The 19,386-nt window shown below is 71.4% G+C and carries 15 protein-coding genes and 1 pseudogene; 13 read left to right on the forward strand and 3 right to left on the reverse strand.

Translation table 11 applies throughout. The annotated features are described in order from the left end of the window. Positions 1-113 precede the first annotated feature (113 nt). From ABLE88_RS16285 to ABLE88_RS16310, 6 genes are all read left to right on the forward strand, one after another. The gene (locus tag ABLE88_RS16285; RefSeq protein ID WP_348832742.1) at positions 114-1,055 is read left to right on the forward strand and encodes a fumarylacetoacetate hydrolase family protein; all 942 of its coding nucleotides are present in this window, start codon (positions 114-116) and stop codon (positions 1,053-1,055) included. 46 nt (positions 1,056-1,101) lie between these two features. Then, a complete protein-coding gene (locus ABLE88_RS16290; RefSeq protein ID WP_348832743.1) occupies positions 1,102-1,503 on the forward strand; it encodes a RidA family protein in 402 nt (133 codons plus the stop codon). A gap of 53 nt (positions 1,504-1,556) precedes the next feature. Continuing rightward, entirely contained in the window at positions 1,557-2,513 is a 957-nt protein-coding gene (locus tag ABLE88_RS16295) for a Bug family tripartite tricarboxylate transporter substrate binding protein (protein WP_348832744.1), read from the forward strand. Positions 2,514-2,877: 364 nt separating this feature from the next. Beyond that, positions 2,878-3,864, forward strand: coding sequence for an ImuA family protein (locus ABLE88_RS16300; RefSeq protein WP_348832745.1), 987 nt, complete (start codon positions 2,878-2,880; stop codon positions 3,862-3,864). Then, entirely contained in the window at positions 3,746-5,359 is a 1,614-nt protein-coding gene (locus ABLE88_RS16305; protein WP_348832746.1) for a DinB/UmuC family translesion DNA polymerase, read from the forward strand. Before ABLE88_RS16300 ends, ABLE88_RS16305 begins: the two co-directional genes overlap by 119 nt. Next, positions 5,356-9,018, forward strand: coding sequence for an error-prone DNA polymerase (locus tag ABLE88_RS16310; RefSeq protein ID WP_348832747.1), 3,663 nt, complete (start codon positions 5,356-5,358; stop codon positions 9,016-9,018). Before ABLE88_RS16305 ends, ABLE88_RS16310 begins: the two co-directional genes overlap by 4 nt. A 254-nt stretch (positions 9,019-9,272) precedes the next feature. On the opposite strand, the gene ABLE88_RS16315 is transcribed toward ABLE88_RS16310, so the two are convergent. Next, a complete protein-coding gene (locus ABLE88_RS16315) occupies positions 9,273-9,935 on the reverse strand; it encodes an alpha/beta hydrolase (RefSeq protein ID WP_348832748.1) in 663 nt (220 codons plus the stop codon). Positions 9,936-10,337: 402 nt separating this feature from the next. On the opposite strand from ABLE88_RS16315, the gene ABLE88_RS16320 reads away from it, so the two are divergent. The 7 genes from ABLE88_RS16320 (at position 10,338) to ABLE88_RS16350 (ending at position 17,586) form a co-directional block, all read left to right on the forward strand. Further along, a complete protein-coding gene (locus ABLE88_RS16320; protein ID WP_348832749.1) occupies positions 10,338-11,534 on the forward strand; it encodes a cysteine desulfurase family protein in 1,197 nt (398 codons plus the stop codon). Between the two features lie 135 nt (positions 11,535-11,669). Continuing rightward, on the forward strand, positions 11,670-13,148 hold the full coding sequence (sufB, locus tag ABLE88_RS16325) for a Fe-S cluster assembly protein SufB (protein ID WP_348832750.1): 1,479 nt from the start codon (positions 11,670-11,672) through the stop codon (positions 13,146-13,148). An 89-nt stretch (positions 13,149-13,237) separates the two neighbouring features. Next, positions 13,238-13,984 (forward strand): Fe-S cluster assembly ATPase SufC, encoded by a 747-nt coding sequence (sufC, locus tag ABLE88_RS16330; RefSeq protein ID WP_348832751.1) that lies wholly within the window; start codon positions 13,238-13,240, stop codon positions 13,982-13,984. An 11-nt stretch (positions 13,985-13,995) separates the two neighbouring features. Next, complete coding sequence (gene sufD, locus ABLE88_RS16335; protein WP_348832752.1) at positions 13,996-15,321, forward strand: Fe-S cluster assembly protein SufD; 1,326 nt, start codon at positions 13,996-13,998, stop codon at positions 15,319-15,321. 192 nt (positions 15,322-15,513) lie between these two features. Next, positions 15,514-16,767 (forward strand): cysteine desulfurase, encoded by a 1,254-nt coding sequence (locus ABLE88_RS16340; protein ID WP_348832753.1) that lies wholly within the window; start codon positions 15,514-15,516, stop codon positions 16,765-16,767. Further along, on the forward strand, positions 16,764-17,135 hold the full coding sequence (locus ABLE88_RS16345; RefSeq protein WP_348832754.1) for an SUF system Fe-S cluster assembly protein: 372 nt from the start codon (positions 16,764-16,766) through the stop codon (positions 17,133-17,135). Before ABLE88_RS16340 ends, ABLE88_RS16345 begins: the two co-directional genes overlap by 4 nt. A gap of 10 nt (positions 17,136-17,145) precedes the next feature. Further along, complete coding sequence (locus tag ABLE88_RS16350; protein ID WP_348832755.1) at positions 17,146-17,586, forward strand: VOC family protein; 441 nt, start codon at positions 17,146-17,148, stop codon at positions 17,584-17,586. Here the strand turns inward: ABLE88_RS16350 and ABLE88_RS16355 are convergent. Together ABLE88_RS16355 and ABLE88_RS16360 are read right to left on the reverse strand one after the other, a co-directional pair. Further along, a complete protein-coding gene (locus ABLE88_RS16355; protein ID WP_348832756.1) occupies positions 17,580-18,566 on the reverse strand; it encodes a formate/nitrite transporter family protein in 987 nt (328 codons plus the stop codon). The genes ABLE88_RS16350 and ABLE88_RS16355 overlap by 7 nt on opposite strands. A gap of 86 nt (positions 18,567-18,652) precedes the next feature. After that, positions 18,653-19,198: pseudogene (locus ABLE88_RS16360) on the reverse strand (homocysteine S-methyltransferase family protein); the annotation flags it as partial. Positions 19,199-19,386 lie beyond the last annotated feature (188 nt).

Consider the following 19,386-nt stretch of genomic DNA (forward strand, 5'->3'; position numbering starts at 1 on the left):
GAGAAAGATATGGCGCAAGCGGCTTGACAATTGGTCCGGCAGGAGGGTTCGATTGGGCGATCAAAATGGCATTTTGTCCAAAAATGGTCGCCCAATAGCCCGAGGAGATGTTCATGAGGCTCGCCACCTTCCGCCCGCCCGGCGCAGACGGGGCACCTGCGGAAGTCAGCTGGGGCATCGTCCTCGGCGAGGCCGTGGTGGACGTGCCGCGCGCCACCGCCGGCGGGCCGGATGTGGACCGGTTCGCCCCCACGCTGAAGGGGCAGATCGCCCGCTTCGGCACCGACACGTCCGCGCTTGCCGATCTTGCCGCGGCGCTCCTGCGTGATCCGGGTCTCGCGCCCGAGGCGCGGCATCGGCTCGATGCGGTCGCCGTGCTGCCGCCGCTGCCCGATCCCGGCAAGGTCATCTGCGTCGGCAAGAACAATCGCACCCACTTGGAAGAGTTGAAGCGCAACCAGCTCATCACCGAGATGCCGGACGAGCCCACCGGCTTCGTGAAGCTCAATGCCTGCCTCACCGGCCAGGACGCCGAGGTGGAGCGCCCCGAGGGCATCGTCGAGTTCGACTACGAGCCGGAACTCGCCTTCGTCATCGCCCGCCGCGCTTACAAGGTGAGCCGGGAGGAGGCGATGGGCTACGTGTTCGCCGTCAGCCTCCTCAACGACCTCACCGCGCGCGAGGTCCAGCGGCGCGAGGTGCGCTCCGGCACCCGCTTCTGGACCGCCAAGAACATGCCCGGCTTCGGGCCGTTCGGCCCCTTCCTGGTGACGCTCGACGAGAGCGGCGATCCGGCCGACATGTGGATCAGCTGCGCGGTCAACGGGCGCGAGCGGCTGCGCTTCCACACCGGCGACCAGATCTTCCAGATCCCCGACATCATCGCCCACTTCTCGCGCCACGTGGTGCTGGAGCCGGGCGACGTCTTCACCACCGGCTCGCCGCACGGCGTCGCGGTCGGCCAGCCCAATGCCAGCGCGCTGTACCTGCGCCCCGGCGACCGCGTGGAGGTCGCCGCCGAAGGGCTCATGACGCTGCGCACGTCCATCGTGTGAGCCCGCGCCCCGATTTTTTAAGAATTCGAGCATCGAGGAGAAGAAGATGGCCAGCAAGATCACCCGCGGAAACCCGAAGAACCTCGCCAATGTGCGGTCCACCATCTACCACCATTATATTCGCATCGACAATCCGCAGTCCCTCATCTTCCTGTCGGGCCAGCTGTCGCGCGACGCCGAGGGCAAGCTGGTGGGGCCGGGGGACATGGCGGAGCAGACCCGCCAGGCGATCCGCAACATGGACCTCATCATGCGCGAGGCCGGCGGCACGCTCGAGGATATCGTCTCCCTCGTGGTCTACACGACCGACATCCGCCAGTTCAAAGAAATCGTCGCCGCGCGGATGGAATTCTTTAAGGACAAGCTGCCGACGAGCACCATCGTCGAGGTCAATCATTTGGCCGATCCCGGTCTCCTGATCGAGTTTCAGGCCACCGCCGTGCTGTGAGTGCTTCCAAAAAGAAGGGGAACGATAAGATGATACCGAACCGACGATCCGCATTGGCCCTGGCCTGCGCCGGGGCTCTGCTCGCGCCGCTCGCGGCGCCCGCCGGCGCGGCGGACTATCCGACCCAGACGGTGACCGTGGTGGTGCCGTTCGCGCCCGGCGGCGGCACCGACCTGCTCGGCCGGCTGATCGCCCAGGACCTGCAGAAGCGCCTCGGCCAGACCTTCGTGGTGGAGAACCGGCCCGGCGCCGCCGGCACCACGGGCGCCGCCGCCGTCAGCCGCTCGGCGCCCGACGGCTACCGCCTGCTGATGGCGGCCACCGGGGCGCTGGCGCCGTCCCCCACGGCCGCCTCCGCCTCCTACGACGTGAAGGCGCAATTCTCGCCCATCGCGCTGGCCGCGGCGCCGCCGTACCTGCTGGTGGTGAACGCCGATTTCCCGGCGAATTCGGTGAAGGAGCTGATCGCGCTCGCCAAAGGCAAGCCGGAGAGCGTCGCCTTCGCCTCCTCCGGCGCCGGGGCGGCGTCCCATCTCGCCGCGCTGCTGTTCGAGGCCAAGACCGGCACCAAGCTGCTGCATGTGCCCTATAAGGGCGTGGGGCCGGCCATCACCGACGTGGTGAGCGGGCAGGTGGCGGCCATGTTCGCGCCGCCGCCGGCCGCGCTGCCGCACGTCAAGGCGGGCCGCCTCAAGGTGCTCGGCGTCACCTCCGCCGCGCGCTCGGAGCTGTTCCCGGATTATCCCACCGTGGCCGAGGCGGGGGTGCCGGACTATGAGGCGGTCGGCTGGTTCGGCCTGTTCGGCCCGGCCGGCATGGATCCGGCCATCGTCGGCCGCCTCAACAAAGAGGTGATCGCTTTGCTCGGCACGCCGGAGATGAAGACCCAGCTCGCCAATATGGGGGCGGTGCCCAACACCATGTCGCCGGCGGCGTTCGCCAGCTTCATCGACCAGGACACCACCAAGTGGACGCAGCTGATGCGCGCCGCCGGCATCGAGCAGAAATAGCTCTCGCTCCCCGGCCGAGCGACGGCGAAGCCGGAGCGCCGAGCCGGGGTCCGGCGCAAGGCTCCCGCGCAGCGGGCAAGACCCGAGGGCGGTTGGTTTTACAAGCGCCTTCGGCGATCTCTTGCGCTGGGCCCCGGCTCTCCTTCCACGGCGCTGCGCGCCGTTGCAGTCGGCCGGGGCGCGAGGGCTGTTCCCCGGCCAAGCGATAGCGAAGCCGGAGCGCCGATCCGGGGTCCGGCGCAGGACTCCCGCGCCGCGGGCCGCTCGCCCTCTGCGCCGCAGACGCACCCCGCCACCACCACATCCGGTGCCGTTGACTCCCATCCGGAAAGCGCTTTTCATAAGAACAAAAGAGGAACATGAAATGACAGCGCAGCCCGAAGGGGCGTTCGCGCCGCGGCGGAGCCTTGCCGCGGCGACGGGCGTCGCCGTCCTTGCGTCACCACCGGAGCCGGCCGGCCGCGCGCCTGTCCGGATGCGGCCGGAAGGCGCGCGGGCGGAGGGGGCGTCTTCCCCCGCCGCCGCTTTGCCCGCGCCGGCAGCGGCGGGGGGTGGTGCCCCGCACCGCCGGGAGGACCCCGCGCCCGCCGCCCTCGCGGCCCTGCGCGGCCTGTGCGGCAGCCCGGCGGCGGCGCCGGCGCGGCGCCACCTGCTCGGCGCGCCCTTGGATGCGGCGCTGGGCGGCGGCCTGCCGCGCGGCGCGCTGCACGAGATGTTCTGCGGCGCGCCCGGCGCCCACGGCGCCATGCTCGGCTTTGCCGCCGCCCTCGCCGCCGGCCTGGGCGGGCCGGTGGTGTGGGTGCGCCAGGACATGAGCGTGCGCGAAGGCGGGCGCCTTTATGCGCCGGGCTGCGCCGAGCTCGGGCTCGACCCGGCTTTTCTGGTGCTGGTGGAGGCGGCGGACGCGGCAAGCGTGCTGCGCGCCGCCGAGGACGCGCTGCGCCATGCCGGTCCGGCGCTGGTGATCGCCGAGCCCTGGGGCACGGCGCGCGTCCTCGACCTCACCGCCACCCGCCGGCTGGCGCTGCGCGCCGGCGAGCGCGGGGCGCTCGCTCTGCTGCTGCGGCCGGGGGCGGAGCCCGAGCCCTCGGCGGCGGTGACACGCTGGCAGGTGGCGCCGGCCGGCGCGCTCTGTCCGCTGCCGTTCGGCCTCGGCCCGCCGGCCTTCGCCTTGGAACTGGTGCGCAGCCGCCTCGGACCTACCGGACGCTGGATTGTGGAGTGGAACGCTCATGCCCGACGCTTCAACCCCGCGGCGCCCGGCGCGGCGGCTTTTGGCCGTGTTCCTGCCGCGCCTTTCCACCGACCGGCTGGCGATGGCGGCACGCCGGCGCGGCGCGCGGCTTCCTGACGCGCCGGTGGTGGTGGTGCGCCAGATCGCCAACGCGCCGCGCCTCGTGGCCATGGACGCGGCGGCCGAGCGGCTCGGTCTGACGCTCGGCCTGCCGCTCGCCGACGCCCGCGCCCGCGTGCCCCGGCTCGCGGTGGCGCAGGAGGACCCGGCGGCGGACGCGGCGCTGCTCGCGGCGCTCGCCTCCTGGTGCGAGCGCTGGACCCCCTTCGCCGCCCTCTCGGGCGAGGGCGGCCTGATGCTGGACATCACCGGCTGCGCCCATCTGTTCGGCGGCGAGGCGGCGATGCGGGAGGACGTCACCGGCCGCCTCGGCGCCCTGGGCCTCGCCGCCGCCGGCGCCGTGGCGGCGACGCCGCGCGCCGCGCGCACGCTCGCCCGCTGGCGCCCCGGCGCGGCGCCGGCGGCGGGGGAGGCGCAGGCGCTGACCGACCCGCTTCCGGTCGCTGCCCTCGAATTGCCGGAGGCGGCGACGCGCGCCCTCATGGGCCTCGGCCTCGCGACGCTGGGCGCGGTGCGGGCCCAGCCGCGCGCCGCGCTCGCCGCCCGCTTCGGGGCGGAAGTGACGGACCGGCTCGACGAGCTGGCGGAGCGCCTCGATCCCCCCATCTCACCGCTCCGGCCGGTGCCGCTCACCTTGGCGGAGCGGCGCTTCCCCGAGCCCATGGCCGACAGGGAGACCGCCCTCAAGGTGCTCGGCGACCTTTCGCGCGAGCTGTGCGCGCTGCTGGAGAAGCAGGGCCGCGGCGCGCGCCGCCTGGAGGCCGCCTTCTTCCGCAGCGACGGCGCGGTGCGCCGCATTCCCGCCGCCACCGCCCGGCCGGTGCGCGATCCCGCCCGCTTGGCCGGCCTGTTCCGCGAGAAGCTCGCCGCGCTCGCCGATCCGCTCGACCCCGGCTTCGGCTTCGACGTGCTGCGCCTCTCGCTGCTCGCCAGCGACCCGCTCGAGGCGCGGCAGCAGGCCTTCGCCGGCGCGGCGGCGGGGGAAGGGGACGCGCAACGGGACGCGGAAATGGAGGCGGAGGTGGACGCGCTGGTGGACCTGCTCTCCGCCCGCCTCGGGGCGCACCGGGTGATGCGCTTTGGCGCCCACGACACCCACATTCCCGAGGCCGCCGCCCGCCCCCGACCGGCGCTCGCCGAACCGGCCGCAGGCGGGATGGCGGCGCCGGACTGGCCCGCGCCCTTGCCGCCGCTGCTGCCGGCGCGCCGCCCGCTCGCTTTGTTCGAGCGGCCCGAGCCGGTGGAGGCGCTGGCCGAGGTGCCGGACGGCCCGCCTTTGCGCTTCCGCTGGCGCCGCGCGCTGCACGAGGTGGCGCGCGCCGAGGGGCCGGAGCGCATCGCCCCCGAATGGTGGCAGGCGGAGGCGGGGCTGACGCGCGACTATTTCCGCGTCGAGGACCAGGAGGGCCGGCGCTTCTGGCTCTATCGCGAGGGCACCTACGGACGCGAGACCGCGCGCCCGCGCTGGTTCCTGCACGGTCTGTTCGCATGAGCACGGCGCGCGCCGGCGCCGGGGCGGGGCCGCTTTATGCGGAGCTTGCCGCCGCCTCGCATTTCTCCTTCCTGCGCGGCGCCTCGGCCCCCGCCGATCTGGTGGCGACGGCGCTGGCGCTCGGCCATTGCGGCCTCGGCATCGCCGACCGCAATTCGGTGGCCGGCGTGGTGCGCGCCTTCGCGGCGCTGCGCGCCTTGCGCGAGGGCACGGTGCCGGTGCGCCCGGTGCGCCACGGCTCCGCGCCCGGCGAGATGGAGGCCGAGCCGGCACTGCCCGAAGGCCCGTCCCACGCCGAGCTGTGCCGGCGGGCGCAGGGCTTCAAGCTCGCCGTGGGCGCCCGCCTCGTCTTTGCCGACGGCACGCCGGACATCCTCGCTTATCCCAAGCATCGCGAAGGCTGGGGGGCGCTGTGCCGGCTGCTCACCACGGGCAACCGGCGGGCGGAGAAGGGCGAATGCCGCCTCTATCTGGAGGACCTCCTCGCCGCCGCGCCGGGCCTGCTGCTGGCGGTGCTGCCGGAGCGCGACCTTTCCCCTTTGGCCGACCTCCTGCCGCGCCTCGCCGAGGCGGCGCCCGGCGCGCTCTGGCTCGGCGCCGCCTTGCACCTTCAGGGCGACGACCGGCGCCGCCTCGCGGCGCTGCAGGCGGCCGCCGACGCCGCCCGCGTGCCGCTGCTGGCGCTCAACGACGTGCTCTACGCGACGCCTGAGGAGCGCGATTTGCAGGACGTGGTCACCTGCGTGCGCGAAGGTGCGCCCATCGCCGCCGCCGGCCGGCGGCTCGCGGCCAATGCCGAGCGCCATCTGAAGTCCGCCGCCGAGATGGCGCGCCTGTTCCGCGACGCGCCGCAGGCGCTCGGGGAGAGCGGACGGCTGCTGGCGCGGGTGGACTTCTGCCTCAGCGAGCTGAAATACGATTATCCCGACGAGCCGGTGCCTGCGGGCTGGGCGCCCCAGGATTGGCTCGCCGAGGAGGCGCGGCGCGGCGCGCGGCGGCGCTATCCGAAAGGCGTGCCGGACAAGGTCGCGCGGCTCATCGCGGCCGAGCTGGCGCTCATCGCCAAGCTCGATTATGCCCGCTATTTCCTCACCATCCTCGACATCGTGCGGTTCGCGCAGGACGCCGGCATCCTGTGCCAGGGGCGGGGATCGGCGGCCAATTCCGCGGTCTGCTTCGTGCTCGGCATCACCGCCGTGGACCCGGCGGAGAACGACGTCTTGTTCGCCCGCTTCATCTCCGAGGAGCGGCGCGAGCCGCCCGACATCGACGTCGACTTCGAGCATGAGCGGCGCGAGGAGGTGATCCAGTACATCTACGGCAAATACGGCCGCCACCGCGCCGGCATCGCCGCCACTGTGATCAGCTATCGTCCGCGCAGCGCCATCCGCGACGTGGGCAAGGCGCTCGGCCTCACCGAGGACATCACGGCGCGCATCGCCTCCACCCAATGGGGCAGCTATGGCGAGGCTATCCCCGACGCCCACATCGTCCAGGCCGGGCTCGATCCTTCCAACCCCATGATCCGCCGGGCGGTCGCCTTCGCCACGCGGCTGCTCGGCGCGCCGCGCCACCTCTCCCAGCACGTGGGCGGCTTCATCCTCACCCACGGCCGGCTCGACGAACTGGTGCCGATCGGCAATGCCGCCATGGCGGACCGCACCTTCATCGAGTGGGACAAGGATGACATCGACACCCTCGGTCTGCTCAAGGTGGACGTGCTGGCGCTCGGCATGCTCACCTGCATCCGCAAGGCGTTCGACCTGCTGAAGGAGCATGAGGGCCGCGCCGTCGGCCTCGCCGATCTGCCCCGGGAGGACCGGCAGGTCTACGACATGCTGTGCCGGGGCGATTCCATCGGCGTGTTCCAGGTGGAGAGCCGGGCGCAGATGAACATGCTGCCGCGCCTGAAGCCGCGCACCTTCTACGACCTCGTGATCCAGGTGGCGATCGTGCGGCCCGGGCCGATCCAGGGCGACATGGTGCATCCCTATCTGCGGCGCCGCTCGGGCAAGGAGAAGGTGGAGTTTCCCTCGCCCGCCCCGGAGCACGGGCCCAAGGACGAGCTCCATCAGGTGCTGCACAAGACGCTGGGCGTGCCGCTGTTCCAGGAGCAGGCCATGCGGCTTGCCATGGTGGCGGCGCGCTTTTCCGACGTGGAGGCGAACGCGCTCCGGCGCGCCATGGCCACCTTCCGCAACCTCGGCACCATCCACGCCTTCGAGGGCCTGATGGTGGGGCGCATGGTGGCGCGCGGCTACACCGAGGACTTCGCGCGGCGCTGCTTCGAGCAGATCAAGGGCTTCGGCAGCTACGGCTTTCCGGAGAGCCACGCCGCCTCGTTCGCCAAGCTGGTCTACGTCTCCGCCTTCATCAAGTGCCACCACCCGGCGGTGTTCGCCTGCGCGCTGCTCAACAGCCAGCCCATGGGCTTCTACGCCCCGGCGCAGATCGTGCGCGACGCGCGCGAGCATGGGGTCGCGGTGCGGCCCATCGACGTGTCCCACAGCCAATGGGACAACACGCTGGAGCGTGGGCCGGACGGCGCGCTCGCGCTGCGCCTCGGCCTGCGCCAGATCGACGGCTTCCAGGCGGCATGGGCTGAGCGCATCGTCGCCGCGCGGGCGGCGGGGGAGGGGATCTGCCTTCCCTCGGGCGTTTCCCCGCCCCGCGAGGACGAAGGGCTTGGCGCGACGCCGGGGAATTCCCCTCCCCCTTGTGGGGAAGGGCAGGGGTGGGGGTGTCGCGACGTTCGCGAACCGCGCCGCGCTGCGCCCCGGTTGGCGCGCGGCCCCCACCCTTTGCGCGACCCCCACCCCCTCGCCCCTCCCCACAGGGGGGAGGGGAGCCGCACTGCGCCCGAGCGTGGTGCCTCTGGGGCGGCGGAGGCGGGACCCGTGGAGCATCAGGCGGCGCCCCGCGACGGACCCGCGCGCCTGGAGCGGCTCGCCCGCCGCGCGGCGCTGCCGGCCCGCGCGCTGGCCCTGCTCGCCGAGGCGGACGCCTTCCGCGCGCTGGGCCTCGACCGGCGTGCCGCTTCCTGGGTGGTGCGCGGCCTGCCGGACGACGATCCGCTGCCGCTGTTCGCGGCCGCGGACGCGCGCGAGACCGGCGCGGAGGCGCAGGCCACGCTGCCCGAAATGTCGCTGGGCGAGCACGTGGTGGAGGATTATCGCAGCGCCCGCCTGTCGCTGAAGGCCCATCCCATGGCGCTGCTGCGCGCGGTCTATGATCGGGAGAAGCTGCTCACCTGCGCCGCGGTGGCGGCGCGGCGCGACGGCGCGCTCGCGCGCACGGCCGGCGTGGTGCTGGTGCGCCAGCGGCCGGGCAATGGCAAGGCGATCTTCATCACCCTCGAGGACGAGACGGGGATCGCCAACGTGGTGCTGTGGGCGCGCACCTTCGAGCGTTTCCGCCGCGAGGTGATGGGCGCGCGGCTGCTGCTGGTGGAAGGCCTGGTGCAGAAGAGCGAGGAAGGGGTGGTGCACCTCATGGCGCGCCGTCTCACGGACCGCAGCGCCGACCTCGCCGGTCTCGGCGCGGCGCCCCCGCCGGCGATCGAGACCGCCCGGGCGGACGAGGCGCGCCGCCCCCAGCTCCCCCGCGCCCGCCACCCGCGCGCGGCGCGCATCCTGCCGAAATCGCGCGATTTTCATTAGAGCGCGATCGGGCCGCAGGGAACCGCGCCGCGGTCCCCATGGTCGGGCGGACCGCCTCCACCTGGTTGAACAGAGACGGGTTCGCTCCTGACACCGGATCGCCCAAGCGATTCGGTATCGGGCGATCCGTCTTTCGGGAGGGCAATGCGGCGCTGCCGGTGGGCAGGATCCCGCCACTGGCCTTCGGGCGTACGACGGATGAGCCTTCCGGGCAAGCCGGAGGCGGCGGCAGGAAGGGGGCGCCGCCGCCAGGCTCAGGCGGCGCTGTCGGTGCGGGTGCCGGGCAGGCGCTTGTCGAGATAGGTGCCCACCACCTCCATGAGCTCGTCGGTCTTGCCGTCGAAGAAGTGGTTGGCGCCCGGCACGACCTGCTGCTCGATGACGATGCCCTTCTGGGTCTTCAGCTTCTCCACCAGGGTCGCAACCGCCGAGGTGGGCACCACCGCGTCCTTGTCGCCGTGCACGAACAGGCCGGAGGACGGGCAGGGGGCGAGGAAGGAGAAGTCATAGAGGTTCGCCGGCGCGGCCACCGAGATGAAGCCCTCCACCTCCGGCCGGCGCATGAGCAGCTGCATGCCGATCCAGGCGCCGAAGGAGAAGCCGGCGATCCAGCAGGCGCGGGCGTCCGGGTTCACCGACTGCGCCCAGTCGAGGGCGGCGGCGGCGTCCGAGAGCTCGCCTTGGCCGTGGTCGAACGAGCCCTGCGAGCGGCCCACCCCCCGGAAGTTGAAGCGCAGCACCGAGAAGCCGCGGTTCACGAACTGGTAATAGAGGTTGTAGACCACCGGATTGTTCATGGTGCCGCCGAACTGCGGGTGCGGATGCAGCACCACGGCGATCGGCGCATTGCGGCTCTTGGCGGGCTGATAGCGGCCTTCGAGCCGCCCCTTCTCACCGGGGAAGATCACTTCAGGCATGGGTCTGGGCAACCTCTTGATGGCGGCGCGCGCATGCGGGTTGGGAAGCAGGGCGGCCCGGCGCCGGGGCGCCCATCGGCGGAGATCGCCGAACTTGCCCCAAGGGCAAGCGGGCACAAGCGTCATGGGGCACGGATCGCTCTCCCCGCGATGAACCAAGTGGGCGCGCCCGCCGAAAGTCACGTCCGACGCCGTTCCGAGGCTTGACGGCATGGCGGTAATGACTTGACTTAGGGAACGACGCGCCTTAACAATTTAGAATAATTCTAATCTATTCCCGCCGGCTGCGCAAACCGAAGGGCGCTGCAATGCGGGAACGGGTGGAGTTTGACCTATGACCGAGATCGCCGGCAATTGCAACCCTCGGCGCCGCCCCGCGCTTGGGGCGCGACGGTTGCCGCGATGAGCGCGGACCTCGCCGGCGCGGCGCGCGCCTATCTCGATCACAATGCCTCGAGCCCGCTGCGGCCGGAGGCCCGCGCGGCCATCGTCGCGGCGCTGGACGCGGGCGGCAATGCTTCGTCCGTGCATGCGGACGGGCGCGGCGCGCGGGCGCGGGTCGAGACCGCGCGCGGTCAGGTGGCGGCGCTGGTGGGCGCGCTGGGGCGGCAGGTGACCTTCACTTCCGGCGCCACGGAGGCGCTCGCCGGCGTGCTGCATCCGAAGGTGGAAGTGGCGGGCCGCGCGATGGTCTGCGACGTGCTGCTGGCGAGCGCGGTCGAGCACCCGGCGGTGCTGCGCGGCCATCGCTTCCCCGCCGGCGCGCTGGAGATGATTGCGGTGGACCAAGACGGGCGCATCGATCTGTCCGCGCTCGATGCGGCGCTGGCGCGCCATGCGGGCGCCGGGCGCCGCGCCATGGTGGCGCTCATGGCGGCCAACAACGAGACCGGCGTTCTGCAGCCGGTGGCCGAGGCGGCGCGCGCCGTCCACGCTCATGACGGCGTCCTGGTGTGCGACGCGGTGCAGGTGGCCGGCCGCATCGCGTTTCCCATAAATGCCCTGGCGGTGGATTTCCTGTGCCTGTCGGCGCACAAGCTGGGCGGACCCCAGGGCATCGGCGCGCTGGTCGCCGGCCATCCGGACAGCCGCATCACCCCGCTCATGACCGGCGGCGGGCAGGAGCGCGGCCAGCGCGGCGGCACCGAGGCGGTCGGCCTCATCGCCGGCTTCGGCGCGGCGGCGGCGGCGGCGCGCCACGGCTATGAGAACGCCGCCGAGCGCGAGCGCCTCGCCGGCCTGCGTGACCGGTTGGAGGCCGAGATCCGCGCCCGCATCCCCGGCGCGGTGGTGATCGGCTCCGGCGCGGCGCGGATTCCGAACACGAGCCTTATTGCTTTTTCCGGCGTGAGGGCCGAAACCCTGGTGATCGCCCTCGACCTTTCCTACGTAAGCGTCAGTGCCGGATCGGCCTGCGCCTCGGGGAAGGTGGGCGCATCCCACGTTTTGACCGCCATGGGCGTCGACGGGGACCTGGCGTCCGGAACTGTGCGCCTGTCCCTCGGCTGGTCGTCCACGGCAGCGGACGTGGCGCGCGCCGTGGCGGCCCTTGAGAAGGCCGTGTCGCAAGCGCGCGGTCGCCCGGTGCGGGCCGCGTGAAGCGAGACCGCCGGCATTGGGGCCGGGAGGACGAGAATCTCCGCCTTTCAGGGGCGGACGGAAATCGCCGCCCCTCAGGGCGGATCGGGACTTGACCCGCGGGCCTTGACCCCGCGCGGGAGAGGAGAAGAGACGATGCCTGCCGTTCAGGAGACCGTCGAGCGCGTGCGCGCGATCGACGTGGACCAGTACAAGTACGGGTTCACCACCGACATCGAGTCCGACATGGCCCCCAAGGGCCTCGACGAGGACACGGTCCGCTTCATCTCGGCCAAGAAGAACGAGCCGGAATGGATGCTGGAATGGCGCCTCGACGCCTTCCGGCGCTGGCTTACCATGCGCGAGCCCACGTGGGCGCGGGTGAGCTATCCGAAGATCGACTTCCAGGACCTCTATTACTACGCCGCGCCCAAGGCCAAGGCGGGGCCGAAGTCGATCGACGACATCGACCCGGAGATCCTGAAGACCTACGAGAAGCTCGGCATCCCGCTGCGCGAGCGCGACGCGCTGCTCGGCATCGAGAGCTCCGGCGGCTCCAGGGTGGCGGTGGACGCGGTGTTCGATTCGGTGTCGGTCGCCACCACCTTCAAGGCCGAGCTCGCCAAGGCGGGGGTGATCTTCTGCGCCATCTCGGAGGCGATCCGCGAGCATCCCGAGCTGGTGAAGCAGTATCTCGGCTCGGTGGTGCCGGTGTCCGACAATTTCTACGCCACGCTGAACAGCGCGGTGTTCTCGGACGGCTCGTTCGTCTACATCCCCAAGGGCGTGCGCTGCCCGATGGAGCTGTCCACCTATTTCCGCATCAACGAGCGCAACACCGGCCAGTTCGAGCGCACCCTCATCATCGCCGAAGAAGGCGCCTATGTGAGCTATCTCGAAGGCTGCACCGCGCCCCAGCGCGACGAGAACCAGCTGCATGCCGCGGTGGTGGAGCTGGTCGCGCTCAAGGATGCCGAGATCAAGTATTCCACGGTCCAGAACTGGTATCCCGGCGACGCCCAGGGCAAGGGCGGCATCTACAATTTCGTCACCAAGCGTGGCGACTGCCGGGGCGACAATTCCAAGATCTCCTGGACCCAAGTCGAGACCGGCTCGGCCATCACCTGGAAGTATCCGAGCTGCATCCTGCGCGGCGACAATTCCCAGGGCGAGTTCTATTCCATCGCCATCTCGAACGGCCACCAGCAGGTGGATTCCGGCACCAAGATGATCCATCTCGGCAAGAACACGTCGAGCCGCATCATCTCCAAGGGCATCGCCGCCGGCCATTCGGAGAACACCTATCGCGGCCTCGTCTCCGCCCACCGCCGGGCGACCAATGCGCGCAACTTCACCAACTGCGATTCGCTGCTGATCGGCGACACGTGCGGCGCGCACACGGTGCCCTACATCGAGGCCAACAATTCCTCGGCCAAGTTCGAGCACGAGGCCACCACCTCGAAGATCTCCGACGACCAGAAGTTCTACTGCCTCCAGCGCGGCCTGTCCGAGGAGGAGGCGGTGGCGCTGATCGTCAACGGCTTCGTCAAGGACGTGCTCCAGCAACTGCCCATGGAGTTCGCCGTGGAGGCGCAGAAGCTCATCGCCGTGAGCCTGGAGGGGAGCGTCGGCTGACGCGCGCCCGCTCCTGCCGCGCTCCTCGTTCCGCGACCGCGCAGCGCCCTGAGGGCGCGCCCGCACGACTTCCGAAGGACAACAGTCTCATGCTCGACATTCGCAACCTGCACGCCTCGATCGACGACCGCGAGATCCTCAAGGGCCTCGACCTCACTTTGAACGCGGGCGAGGTGCACGCCATCATGGGGCCGAACGGCTCCGGCAAGTCCACGCTCTCTTATGTGCTCGCCGGCAAGGACGATTACGAGGTCACCGCGGGCACCGCGACTCTCGACGGCGCGGACCTGCTCGCCATGGCCCCCGACGCACGGGCGGCCGCTGGCCTGTTCCTCGCCTTCCAGTATCCGATCGAGATCCCCGGCGTCGCCAACATGACGTTCCTGCGCACGGCGCTGAACGCCCAGCGCAAGGCGCGCGGCGAGGCCGAGATCTCCACCCCCGATTTCCTGCGCCTCGTGAAGGCGAAGGCCTCCGACCTCGGGATCTCCCAGGAGATGCTCCGGCGCGGCGTGAACGTGGGGTTCTCCGGCGGCGAGAAGAAGCGCAACGAGATCCTCCAGATGTCGGTGCTGGAGCCCAAGCTGTGCATCCTGGACGAGACCGATTCCGGGCTCGACATCGACGCGCTCAAGATCGTCGCCCAGGGCGTGAACGCGCTGCGCAGCCCGCACCGCGCCATGCTGGTCATCACCCACTACCAGCGCCTGCTGGACCACATCGTTCCGGACGTGGTGCACGTGATGCACCAGGGCCGCATCGTGCGCTCGGGCGGCAAGGAGCTGGCGCTGGAATTGGAAGCCTCGGGCTACGCCGCCTACGGCGACGCGGCGTGAGGGCGGGCGAGATGAGCATCGATTTTCGCAATCCGCGCACCGCGGGCGAGGAGGCTCTCGCCAAGGCGGTTGAGGCGCGCCTTGCCGCCGAGCCCATTTCGGGCCGCGTGGGTGAGCTGCGCCGCGCCGCCGCCGCTGCCTTCGCCGAACACGGCCTTCCCACCCGCCGGGTGGAGGAGTGGAAATATACCGATTTGCGCGCCGCGGTGCGCGAGGCGGCGCCGCTTGCCGGCGCGGTCACCGCGTCGGCCGAGGCCGAGGCCGGCCTGCGCGCCATCGCCTTCCCTGGCGCCGAGCGCGTGCTGTTCGTGAACGGCGCCTACGGGCGCGGCGCCTCCCCTCTCGGCAAGCTGCCGGCCGGGGTCTCCGCCGTGCCGCTCGCGGCCGCGCTCGCCTCCGGCAGCCCGCTGCTGGAGCGCATCGGCGCGCTCGCGCCGCAACGCTACGACGCGGCGCTGGCGCTCAACACCGCCATGCTGCGCGAGGGGCTGGTGATCCACGTCGCCGCCGGCGCCAAGGTGGAGACGCCGATCCACATCGCCCACGTCTTCACGGCGGACGCGCCGCTCGCCACCTTCACCCGCACCCTGGTGGTGGTGGAGGAGGGGGCGCAGGTGGCGATCATCGAGAGCCACCAGGGCCCCGCCGGCGTCGCCTATCAGGCCAATGCGGCGAGCGAGTTCTACATCGGCGACGGCGCCCATGTGGACCTCGTCCGGGTGCAGGCGGAGGGCGACGGGGCGCTCCATCTCGGCACGCTGGTGGTGGACATGGGCCGGGAGGTGGCCTTCCACGCCTTTCAGCTCGCCACCGGCGCCGCCACCGCCCGCCTCAGCCTCCATGGCCGCTTCTCCGGCGCCGGCAGCCATGCGGGCATCCGCGGCGTGAACCTGCTCACCGGCCGCCAGCACGGCGACGTGACCATGGTGATGGACCACGCGGTGCCCCATTGCGAGAGCCGCGAACTGTTCAAGACCGTGCTCAAGGACGAGAGCCACGGCGTGTTCCAGGGCAAGATCATCGTCCGCCCGGACGCCCAGAAGACCGACGGGCGCATGATGAGCCAGGCGCTGCTGCTGGGCGAATTCGCCCAGATGGACAACAAGCCGGAGCTGGAGATTTTCGCCGACGACGTGCAGTGCGGCCACGGCGCCACAGCCGGCGCGCTCGACGACGATCTCCTGTTCTACCTGCTCGCCCGCGGCATCCCGCCCGCGGAGGCGCAGGCGCTGCTGGTGCAGGCCTTCGTCGGCGAGGCGGTGGAATATGTGGAGCAGGAGGACCTGCGCGAGGCGCTCATGGCGCAGATCGTCGCGCGGCTCGGCGGGGCGCCCTGAGGCGCTCCCGGTGCTTAGCCCCTCTCCCTGGTGGGGAGAGGGCCAGGGTGAGGGGCCGGAGCGCGCTTCGCGCCTCACCCTCACCCTCTCGCGGGCGGAGAGGGAGCCCGGCCGGCTCCCGGCCGCTCGGGCGCCGCTCCCGCAGGCGGGAGACGGCAGTGACGACGCCATGGGCTGAACGAGGAACATCCGATGACCGCCACCCGCCTTGCCTCTCTTCCCGCCGCCGGCGGATACGACGTCGCGGCGGTGCGCGCGGACTTCCCCGCCCTCGCGATGCAGGTGAACGGCCATCCGCTCACCTATCTCGACAACGCCGCCTCGGCGCAGAAGCCGCGCCAGGTGCTCGAGCGCATGACCCGCGCCTATGAGAGCGAATATTCCAACGTCCATCGCGGCCTGCACTATCTCGCCAACGCCGCGACCGAGGCCTTCGAGCACGCGCGCGAGACCGCGCGCGCCTTTCTCAATGCCGGGTCGGTGGACGAGATCATCTTCACCCGCTCGGGCACCGGCTCGATCAATCTGGTGGCCAACTCGCTCGGCCAGTCGATCGAGGCGGGCGACGAGATCGTGCTCTCCATCATGGAGCACCATTCCAACATCGTGCCCTGGCATTTCCTGCGCGAGCGCAAGGGCGCGGTCATCAAGTGGGTGCCGCTGAAGGAGGACGACAGCTTCGACCTCGACGCCTTCAAGGCGCTGCTGAGCGAGCGCACCAAGATCGTCGCCGTCACCCACATGTCCAACGTGCTGGGCACGGTGACGCCGGTGAAGGAGATCGTTGAGGCGGCCCACGCGGTCGGCGCCAAGGTGCTGGTGGACGGCTGCCAGGCCATCGTCCACATGCCGGTGGACGTGCGCGAGCTCAACGTCGACTTCTACGCCGTCACCGGCCACAAGCTCTACGGCCCCACCGGCATCGGCCTGCTCTACGGCAAGCACCATCTGCTGGCGCAGATGCCGCCTTATGAGGGCGGCGGCGAGATGATCCGCGAGGTGACCGAGGATTTCGTCACCTACGGCGTCCCGCCACACAGATTTGAGGCTGGAACCCCTCCAATCGTCCAGGCCATCGGCCTCGGCGCGGCCATGGACTATGTCAGCGCCATCGGCCGCGCGGCGATCGCCGCGCACGAGCACGACCTTGCGCTCTATGCCCAGGAACGGCTGGGGGCGCTCAATTCCGTGCGCATCATCGGGCGCGCGCCCGGCAAGGGCGCCATCGTCTCGTTCGAGATGAAGGGCGCGCATCCGCACGACGTCGCCACGGTCCTCGACCGCTGGGGCGTCGCCGTGCGCGCGGGAACCCATTGCGCTCAGCCGCTTTTGGCACGATATGGTGCCACGGCCACCTGCCGCGCGTCGTTTGCCCTCTACAACACGCGCGCCGAGGTGGACCGGCTTGCCGACGCCCTCGTGAAGGCGCAGGATTTGTTTGCATGAGCGATACCACAACCGATACGGCGCATATGCCGCTGATCTCCGGCGCCCTGCCGGACGCGGAGATCTCCCGCCTGACCGACGAGATCGTCGGCGCGCTGAAGAGCGTCTACGATCCCGAGATCCCGGTGGACATTTACGAGCTCGGCCTGATCTACAAGGTCGACATCGCCGACGACCGCACGGTCGCGGTGGAGATGACCCTCACCACCCCCAACTGCCCCGCCGCCGCCGAGCTTCCCGGCATGGTGGAGAGCGCGGTGGCGGCGGTGCCCGGCGTCGCCGATGTGAAGGTGGACATCACCTTCGATCCCCCCTGGGACCAGGGCCGCATGTCGGAAGAGGCGCGCGCCACCCTCAATCTGTGGTGACGGGCGCGTGGTGAGGGAGGGTTCGCCGCCCGGCTCCGCAGCCCCGCCGCTCGGCGGGGTGCTGGAGACCGGCCTTTATGTGGCGGATCTGGCCCGCGCCGCCGCCTTCTACGAGGGCGTCCTCGGCCTTGCGCCCATGCTGGCGGATGAACGCTTCATCGCCTATCCCGTCGGCGCCACGGTGCTGCTGCTGTTCAAGCGCGGCAGCACCGCCGAGACCATAAAGATGCCGTTCGGCACCATCCCGCCCCATGACGGCGCGGGGCGGCTGCACTTCGCCTTCGCCGCGGCGGAAGCCGACCTGCCGCGATGGCGCGCCCATCTGGCGGCGCACGACGTCGCCATCGAGGGCGAGGCGCGCTGGCCCAAGGGCGGCTCGAGCCTTTATTTCCGCGACCCGGACGGCAACCTCGCCGAGATCGCCAGCCCCGGCCTCTGGGCCAATTACTGATCGGCCGCGGGACCCTTGCGCGACGCGGCCCGACCCTTGCGCGGCCCTGCCGGGCCGGAGCGGGATCTGTCCGGCGCGGGCTTTGCCGGCGCGGGCTTTGCCGGGGTGGGCTTGGCGGGGGCGGGCTGCGGCTCCAGTTCCTCGCGCACCTGACCGTGGGCGCGCAGCGCGAACAGCGCCGCGCCGCCGATCACGTTGCCGATCAGCAGCGGCAGCAGGAGCCGCACGGCGCCGTCCAGGATGCCCAGCTCGCCGCGCAATTGGAGGTAGAACACCTCCACCGAGCCGGAAATCACGTGCGACAGATCGAGCGCCGCGATCATGGCGGTGAGCAGCGCGATGATCCAGATGCGCGCCGCCTCGGCCGAGGGCAGGAGCCAGACCACGGTCGCCACCAGCCAGCCGGCGACGATGCCGCGCACGCAGGCATCGGTTGCGGTGAACGCCGCCACATGATGCGCCACCGCGGCGATGCCCGCCATCTGCGCCGGCGGCAGCACCCCGTGGCTGGCGAGCGCGAGGGCGAACAGGAAGGTGCCGACGAGATTGGCCGCGAGCACGGTGGCCCACAGCCGCATCAGCGCCGCGAGCGCCTGGCGCGAGGGCTCCGCCAGCACCGGAAGCACGGCGGTGAGCGTGATCTCGGTGAACAGCTGGTAGCGGCCGAGGATCACGATCAGGAAGCCCACCGCATAGCCGAGGCTGGCGAGCAGGCCGCGCCAGGGCGCCTCGGGCAGGGCGGCGTGGAGGGTGCCCTGGGCGACCACCGAAAAGCCGATGGAGAGCCCGGCGGTGAGCCCCGACCACCACAGGCTGGGGATCGGCCGGGCCAGTTCCTCCACCCCCTCGCGGCGGATCACCTCATGGACCGCGAGCGGGCGCAGCGGCGCATGCTCCTCCACCGCCAGCTTCTCCTCGGCGGAGAGGTCCTCCGGCGCCGCCTCGGCGAGGCCGAGTTCCGCTTTCTGCTGCCGCGCCATGGGGGCCTCCGGTGCCGGGCCGCTCCGGCCCCTCAGGCTTGAACGCTGCAAGGCGGGGACGGGTTGCATCCGGGGGCGGGTCGACGTCAGGCCGCCTCGTCCACGGCGACGCAGGCGAGGCAAATCGCATCCACGTGCCGGTGATCGGTGCCGCAGCATCCGCCGAGGATGGTGATCTGCGGCAGGCGCCGGCGCAGGGTGCGGTAGAGCTGGCCGAGCTCGGCCGGATCCCCCGCGTCGAGGTCGGCGGCCGCGTCGAGCTCCGCGTGGCTGCGGCGCGAGGCATTGGCGCGCAGGCCCCGCAGCCGTGCCGTCCACGAGGCGCCCTCCTCCAGCACGTGGGCGAAATGGGTGGGGTGGGCACAATTGACGAGGTAATAGGCCGGCGCTCCGCCGGTCTCGGCATCGGTCTGAAGGATCGCCTCCTTCAGCCTCTGGCCGGAGGGCAGGCGGCCGTCCGTCTCCAGGGTGAATGAGATGGCGCAGGGCAGGCCCTCATCCTTCGCCGCGCCGGCAATGCCGATGGCTTCCTCCACGTGGGTCAGGGTGTAGGCGGACACCATGTCGGCGCCGGCTTCGGCGTGGATGGCGATCTGCCAGGCGTGGTAGGCGCGCGCCTGCGCCGCGCTCATGCGCGGACGAGCTGAACGAGGACCCGCTCCATGGCCTGCTGGTGGCGCTCAAGCTGTTCGCGGAAATGACGGCGAGCCTGCCCGAGGTGCATCCCGGCTGTCTCGCCGCCTCCTTCTGCTACCAGGATCAGCTGTTCAGCCGCGAGATCCGCGAGCTGAACGCCGAATCCATGCTGGAGTGGCGCCGC

Origin of the sequence: Xanthobacter luteus, from assembly GCF_040049235.1 — a bacterium.
GTDB lineage: Bacteria > Pseudomonadota > Alphaproteobacteria > Rhizobiales > Xanthobacteraceae > Xanthobacter.